Here is a 7,157-nt window from a genome sequence, read left to right as displayed (position 1 = left end):
TTCCTGTTCGACCGCGACACCTGGCAACCCGGCCGCGAAAGCGCCTGGCTGCGCCTGGCCCGACCCTACGGCGGCGACACCCACGGCCTGCACTTCCCATTGCAGGCCGGCACCGAAGTGGCGATCGCCTTCGAACACGGCGACCCCGACCGCCCCTACATCGCCCACGCCCTGCACGATGACCGCCACCCCGACCCGGTCACCGCCCGCAACGAACGCCGCAACGTCCTGCGCACCCCGACCAACAACAAACTGCGCCTGGACGACACCCGCGGCCAGGAGCACATCAAGCTCAGCACCGAACACAGTGGCAAGAGCCAGTTGAACCTGGGGCATTTGGTGGACGCCAAGCGGCAAAAACGCGGGGAAGGGTTTGAGTTGCGCACCGATGGCTGGGGGGCGATTCGGGGTGGCAAGGGGGTGTTTATCAGTGCGGATGAGCAGGTCAAGGCCAGGGGTGACGTCCTCAGCATGGACCCGGCCACCGCCCAGATCGAGGGTGCCAAGCGCCAGATGGCCGAGTGGCAACACATCGCCCAGGCCCATCACAGCCGCACGCCTGACCTGGACGGTTTGCAGCAACTCCAGGCCGACGCAAAAGACCTCAAGGCCGCGGCCATCCTGCTCAGCGCCCCCCAAGGCATCGGTGCCGTCACCCCGGCCAGCCTGCTGCTCAAGAGCGGCGCCGCGCTCTACCTGCAAAGCCACGACGACATCAACCTCGCCACCGCCAAGCGCCTTTCGGCCCACGCCAACCAGGCCATTTCGCTGCTCGCCCAACAGGAAGGCCTGCGCCTCGTCTCGGGCAAAGGCCCGCTTGAAATCGAATCCCACGGCGACGTGCTGGCCATGAAAGCCCAGCAGGACATCAGCGTGCAGTCGGTGCAAGGGCACGTGCAAGTGACAGCCAAGAACGGCATCACTCTGGCCTGTGGCGGTGGGTTCATCCGGATTACCCCGAGCGGCGCGATCGACATCCATAGCCCCGGCAAGCTGAACCTCAAGGGACAACACGTCTGGGAGCTGCCGGCCGGGCAGAGTTTTGCGTTGCCGGAGTTGCCGCAGTCGGTGTGCAGGGAATGCCTTCAAAGGGCACGTAAAAACGCCGTCGGCCTACTGCCGCGTGAAAGCTAAAAAGGACACATGCAAATGGCAAGTGAATGGCAAGACCAAATTGAACACGTTTGCGCCGCAGCGGATGCATCGCGTGTGGATCTTCTATTGGACCAGACTGGCTGGAACAACTGTGCCATCCCGGCCTTGAAGCAAATAAGGCCGGAGATTCCATGGCACTCGTTGTTCAGCGGTACGCCGGAGGAAAACCTGTTGGAGCAGGCACCGCTGTTGATGCGCTTGGATCTGGCGCATTGGCAACACCGCGCCTGGCTGGAGCAACTCATAACGCATTGTGCAACCGACGCACGGTTGCTGATCGCGATCTCACCCTTGCCCTTCGATGCGCTCAGCTATGCCCTGCAAGCCCTGTCTCAGATTAGGTGGGGCGGGCACCCCGGTTTGTTGCGGTACTACGACCCACGAATCTTCCCCCTGCTGATCTCCTCCATCTTGAGCGACGAGCAACGTATTCAGTACCTGCTCCCCGTCAGTTATTGGACTTGGCTGGACCGGGATGACCAGCCGCAATGGCGACGGGGCGCCAGTCAGGCACGGGGCAGCATCGAAGTGCCGCCCTTCGTCGAACTGAGCGATGAGCAATGCGACCTGATCGGCTGCATTTCCGATGCGCAGCAGATTTTGAATGGCGGCGAATTTGACCATCTTGAGGACAGTAAGGAAGAGCGTTTCGCCTTGTTATATCGACTGGCCGTGCAGGCTGGCAAAGAGAATTACTTCGGGAATCTCAATGAGTACGTGAAGGGAACTGTGCTTGTTCAGTCTTAAGGGCGGCTCGGTGTTGATAGCGAGAGATATTGCTGCGTAACAGATCGCATGGAAGGAGCCGTGCGTACGAGACGGTTCTGCGTTTGAAATTTAAATAAAAAGGACTTTGCCATGAGGCAGTTGATGTTCTGTAAATCGATGGTGCGAGGTTCTTATGCCTTGCTGGGGTTGATGTTGCATGGGTGCTCTTCTGCGGAAAATGAAATGGCAGGAGGGAACATAGAAGCCGTAAATCATACGTTGAATGCGATTAATTGGTTGTCGGTCAACGGATACCGGGCTGACGGAGGGGGAGGAAGTTCCTGTTGCGTCATCATGCCGACGAAGTGGCGTCCCGGACTGAGCGCTGATATCGAATGGGAAGTGGATCCTAATCGTTTTGCAAAAATAAAACAAAAAACCACTGGGTTTGGTTTCGATGAGGAGGCATGGGCCGCGCATAAGGCAAAATTCCAGCGTCATAGCGCCACGGTGGAAATTCCGGAGTGGCCGGGAACGCAGTCCTGCGATTTGAAAGTGCATTTTCTGACTTGCAACCAAGTGAAGGTTACCACCGCATGCGCGGTATACGGCCAGCCCAACTATCCCATCAAAGAATTGCTGGAGATGAAGGAGCCTGCCGTATGCCCGAAATAGAAATTATCTCGAGGGCGGACAAAAATCTGAGGTTGTCGATGTTAGGAAAATTGACGCGGTGGGTACTCTACGCCTTGTTGGGATTGATGTTGCATGGCTGTTCTTCTGCGGAAAATGAAATGGCGGGAGGGAACATAGAGGCCGTTAACCATACGTTGCACGCGATTAATTGGTTGTCGGTAAATGGATATAGGGCTGACGGGGGCGGAGGTAGCTCATGCTGCATCATTATGCCGACCAAGTGGCGCCCCGGCCTAAAGGCTCATATCGAATGGGAGGTTGATACAGATCCTTACGCATATTCGAAATGGCCTCCGTTGGGGAGTGACGGTTATCGAGCGGCTCAGATAAAGCATAGAGCTAATTATCAGCACCACAGCGCCACCGTGGAAATTCCAGAGTGGCCGGGAACGCATTCCTGCGATTTGAAAGTGCATTTTTTGACTTGTAATAAGGTGAAGGTTACTACTGCATGTGCGGTATACGGCCAACCCAACTATCCGATAAATGATCCCTTGGAAGCGAAGGAGCCTGTTGTATGTCCGAAATAAAAGATACTAATTCGAAGAGCAAGGCCTGGGCACCACCTATCTTTCCCGTCGGTGGACGCTTGCCCACAGACATACGGAAGGTGACCGGCAATTACAATAAGCAAACTGCAGAAGAAAATGCGTTTCGTCGAACTACCAACGCCCGAGGGCAAAGACGGCACTCCGCCTGCTGTCACAGTTTGCACATCAGTCTGTTTTTTGACGGTACCAACAACAACGAGGACAACGATACCAAGAAAGAACACCCCAGCAATATTGCCAAGCTGTTCCATGCATCACTCAGAGGTACACCGGCAAAAGAGTGTGGTTACTTCTCTTACTACATGCCCGGTGTCGGCACCCCTTTCCCAGAAATTAGCGAACTGGATTACAGCGAGGATGGATTGAAGTTCGCCACGGGTGGCGAAGACCGTATCAATTGGGCCCTGGTCTCTTTGGCGGATGCCTTGCACACAGCGCTGATCAAAACGCCGTTGTCACAGGAACATCGGGCGAAAGCCGTCGAATCCATGGAAACGTATAAGGCCCCCATGATGAGCATCTTCGGCGCCGGTCGGCGGCGCCAAGTCATGAAGGGCCTGCTGGAGCCATTGAGGCCCTACGTCCCCAAAACCAGACCTGAAGTGCTGGGCGTCAAGCTATTCATCTATGGTTTTTCCCGCGGCGCAGCGGAAGCACGCACTTTCGTGAGCTGGTTGAGCCAGTTGTTCGACACGCCGGACGGGGCCGAGAATCCGGAACAGACACTGCTGGGCCTGCCGGTAAGCATCGAGTTCCTCGGCCTGCTGGACACCGTGGCGTCGGTGGGTATCGCCCACGTCACGCCGTTTTTTGCCGGGCACATGGACTGGGCCGATGACACCCAGCTATTGCCGGACGCAAAGACGTTTCCCGACTTCGTCAAATGCTGTCGGCATTTTGTCGCGGCGTTCGAACAACGTGCCTGTTTCCCGCTGGACTCGGTCCGTAACGAGGATGGCAAGTACCCGCCCAATACTTATGAAGTGGTGTATCCCGGTGTGCACTCCGACGTGGGCGGTGGGTATCCGAAGAACGATCAGGGCAAGGCGCGTGGCGGTACAAGTGAGCTGGTGTCGCAGATTGTCCTGCACGATTTATATGCCGCTGCCTTCGCCGCAGGCGCGCCGTTGCAGGTACCGGAAGGGGTTCTACCGAAAAGTCTTGAGCCGGAAAAGCACTGGAGAATCATGTCTGAGGCAACCAATACGGAATTCGATGTAAGCCCTCTAGTCATCGAACGCTTCAACGCCTGGCACCACCAAACCCTGCACACAGTCCCACCCGAAGATCAGGACAGCAGCACCCCCACCGACGGCTACCACCCTCTGCTCCTCACCACCACCGTCGAAGACACCCTGGCCGATCAATTAGGCTGGATCACCGGCTGGCGCATTGGCCGTTTTGCCAACGATCTCAACAAGATCGACGACCGCTATCAATACAACGACAGCTACAAGCATCAACCTTTCTTCACCGAGGCCAACGAAGCCACCGCCTACGATACGGCCGAACAGCGTCGCGAATATGAAGAGAAGAAACAGATCGCGCTGAAAAACCGCCAGAAAGCACCCGCCGCAGCGATGAACCACCCCGGCCCGCCGATCTACGAGCCGCAGATCGATCAGACCCAGCTCAGCCAGGCCGCCACCGAGTTCAAGCACGACTACCTGGACATCGATCGCCAGCAGACCAGTTTGTCGGGCACGGTTCTGGACGTGGTCTTGCGCGACACGATGTACCTGCTCAACGAGAACGATGAGGTGCGGGACCATGCGAGCATCAAGGCGGCGGGCGAGTTGCGCAAGGAGCAGCTGTTCCTGGACAGGTTCGGTTTGCCCAGCCGGAAGCCGGGCCTGGCGCTGCTGGTGGCGTTGTTCGATGACCACATCCACGATTCGCGGGCCTGGTTCATGCACGACAAGTTGGCGTCCCGGGAGCTGTGGGCCGGTTACTTTTTCTATCGCATGACCTATTTCGGCAACGAGAACAGCCGTGCCCTGTCCCCGGTGGTGGTGGCCGGGCGGATGCTGGGCGTGGCGGTGCTGGCGGGCGCCACGGTGTATGGCATCAAGCGCAGCGGCACGCTGGGCGCGGTGGGTGGGCTGGCGGCCGGCATGGGCGCGGCGACCATTGGTTATCAGGTGATCGACAAGGTCAGCGGTGCGGTGGTGCCGTTCCTGCCGGGGGCGGAAAAGATCCTGCAGCCGACGCGCCATATCGGCGAAGTGGTGATCGAGCAGAAGAAACAGATCGCCTTGGACGACCATCTGCGGCGCCTCGAGCGGACCGACGAAATACTGCGGCTGGCCGGCGTTCTGGTGGAGTTTGATGGGGAGGTCGCCTCATGATGCCCTTGATACGCCTGGGCGACCCCTTGCGCCCCTTCGGCGGCGAAGTGCTCGAAGGCCGTTTCCTGGCATTCGGCCAACGGCTGTCCTGCGCAGGGGACAAGGTCCGCTGCGATAAGCACGGCGAGAATCGTATCGCCCAAGGCGCGACAGGTTTCAGCTTCAATGGGCAGTTGTTGGCCTTGGACGGGTACCGCTGTGAGTGTGGTTGCACGTTGGTTAGCACGCTGCCGCTGTCGTCCATATCGGTGAAGCCATGAACCGCCCGCCGCGCTATCCGTCGTTCGCCGAGCCATGCGAACCGCGCTGGGGCCGTTGGTGGCTGGCGTTGCCGTTGCTGTGGGGAATGCAGTCGGCAGTCCTGTTGGCGCTCTGGCCCCAAGACCGGCCACGTTTGGAGTTGTGGCTGTGGAGCGCCGTGTTGCCCTTGGGCTGGGGACTGGCATTGGCGCTGCGGGTGTTGCCGTGGCAGATCGGCTTGTTCAGCCGCGACGTATTTCGCCGCACCCAGGACGATGACACTCGACGCTGGTGGCGTTGGCGAAGCCTGGCGTTGCCGGTGGAGGAGGTGCTGTTGTTGGGGCCGACTGGGGACGATCAAACACACTTTCAGAACCTGATGAACGACACGCCCCTGCCGACGCCCACGGCTGCGTCGTCATTGAATTGCCCGGTGGTCCTCGGTCAGTCCGCCGAGCGTGCTCCGGCACTGGCGCAACATTTGGCCCGGTTGGTACTGGAACTGGCCACGGTGTCGGAGCGCTGGCCGAGGCTGCGAGCGATTGCCTGGGCGGGCGGCGAGAGCGATTTGGCTGCCTTCGAGAAGATGCTGGGCAGCCAAGGTAACGAGCTGCCCAAAGTGCGCTTGCCGTTGCAGGACCTGGCGGACCTGGACGAACTGATCGACATCTTCAACCAAGAATGCCGTCACGCAGACGACTGGCTGCTCTGCGCCGGAGTGGTATCGGTGCAGAGCAGCGAAGAGGGAACGCCGTCCGGCGAAGGAGGCTTTCTCTGGCGGGTGAGTCGAAAAGGCCCGCTGCTGTTGCATCGGGGGGAATACCTGTCGGGCGAGCCCCATGAACCGCCCGCTGAACGCTGCTCGCAAATGCAGCGTTACGCCGGGCTGCAAGCCCCGCCCCCGACCTGCCTGGCCATGGACCAGGTCAGCCAGGAAGCGTTCTTGGCGGGCGGTTGGTCGGCGCTCGAACATCAACTGGCGGGACACTGGGGCACGTTGGCGCATCTGGCGCCGTTTATCGGCATGTCGTTGGCGTTGTTGCAAGCAAAGGAGGCCGGACAGCCCTGTGGCTGGCTGAGCCAGGATGCGGACAAGCGATTGGCAATAGGAGTGGCACAACCTCATGGCAACGGATAAACACGAGCGCAAGGGCTCATTGATTAGGCTGGGATTGGGCTACCTGTTTTTCATCATCTTCGTGGTGATGCTCGGCTGCCTGTTGTATCGCTTGGGTGGTGAATACCTCGGCTGGCCGGCGGTGGATTTACAACAATTGGGGACATGGGGATTGGGCGCATGGTTAGCGCTCGTTTTGTTCTGCCCATCGATTTTGTTGGCCTGGGAACAGTTGGCGGTACGCCAGGCGCAACGGTCCACGCTGGGGGGCGATGGCAGCGTCGCTGCGTCCCGCTTGAATCCGCTGCCTGATTTGAAAGACGACGAAGAGAAACTGGCCAG

Annotated in this window: 8 protein-coding genes; all 8 read left to right on the top strand. The window is 59.1% G+C overall.

Translation table 11 applies throughout. The features are described 5' to 3' along the window. The coding region (locus tag FHK92_RS27915) for a type VI secretion system Vgr family protein (protein WP_258232731.1) at positions 1–1,134 on the top strand (1,134 nt) is incomplete at its 5' end. Between the two features lie 9 nt (positions 1,135–1,143). Further along, positions 1,144–1,902 (top strand): DUF4123 domain-containing protein, encoded by a 759-nt coding sequence (locus tag FHK92_RS23995; protein ID WP_181290307.1) that lies wholly within the window; start codon positions 1,144–1,146, stop codon positions 1,900–1,902. 111 nt (positions 1,903–2,013) lie between these two features. Continuing rightward, on the top strand, positions 2,014–2,538 hold the full coding sequence (locus FHK92_RS23990) for a DUF3304 domain-containing protein (RefSeq protein ID WP_375154627.1): 525 nt from the start codon (positions 2,014–2,016) through the stop codon (positions 2,536–2,538). Positions 2,539–2,576: 38 nt separating this feature from the next. Further along, a complete protein-coding gene (locus tag FHK92_RS23985; protein ID WP_181290310.1) occupies positions 2,577–3,089 on the top strand; it encodes a DUF3304 domain-containing protein in 513 nt (170 codons plus the stop codon). Beyond that, on the top strand, positions 3,077–5,458 hold the full coding sequence (locus tag FHK92_RS23980; protein ID WP_181290306.1) for a T6SS phospholipase effector Tle1-like catalytic domain-containing protein: 2,382 nt from the start codon (positions 3,077–3,079) through the stop codon (positions 5,456–5,458). The genes FHK92_RS23985 and FHK92_RS23980 overlap by 13 nt, the downstream gene beginning before the upstream one ends. Further along, positions 5,455–5,718: a PAAR domain-containing protein gene (locus tag FHK92_RS23975; protein WP_181290305.1), complete on the top strand. Its 264-nt coding sequence runs from the start codon at positions 5,455–5,457 to the stop codon at positions 5,716–5,718. The genes FHK92_RS23980 and FHK92_RS23975 overlap by 4 nt, the downstream gene beginning before the upstream one ends. 140 nt (positions 5,719–5,858) lie before the next feature. Beyond that, complete coding sequence (locus tag FHK92_RS23970; RefSeq protein ID WP_181290309.1) at positions 5,859–6,836, top strand: hypothetical protein; 978 nt, start codon at positions 5,859–5,861, stop codon at positions 6,834–6,836. Beyond that, the coding region (locus tag FHK92_RS23965; protein ID WP_219916169.1) for a hypothetical protein at positions 6,823–7,157 on the top strand (335 nt) is incomplete at its 3' end. The genes FHK92_RS23970 and FHK92_RS23965, both read left to right, overlap by 14 nt.

The sequence above is a fragment of the Pseudomonas brassicacearum subsp. neoaurantiaca genome (assembly GCF_013608025.1).
Taxonomy (GTDB): domain Bacteria; phylum Pseudomonadota; class Gammaproteobacteria; order Pseudomonadales; family Pseudomonadaceae; genus Aquipseudomonas.
This window is presented reverse-complemented; position numbering and strand designations above follow the sequence as displayed.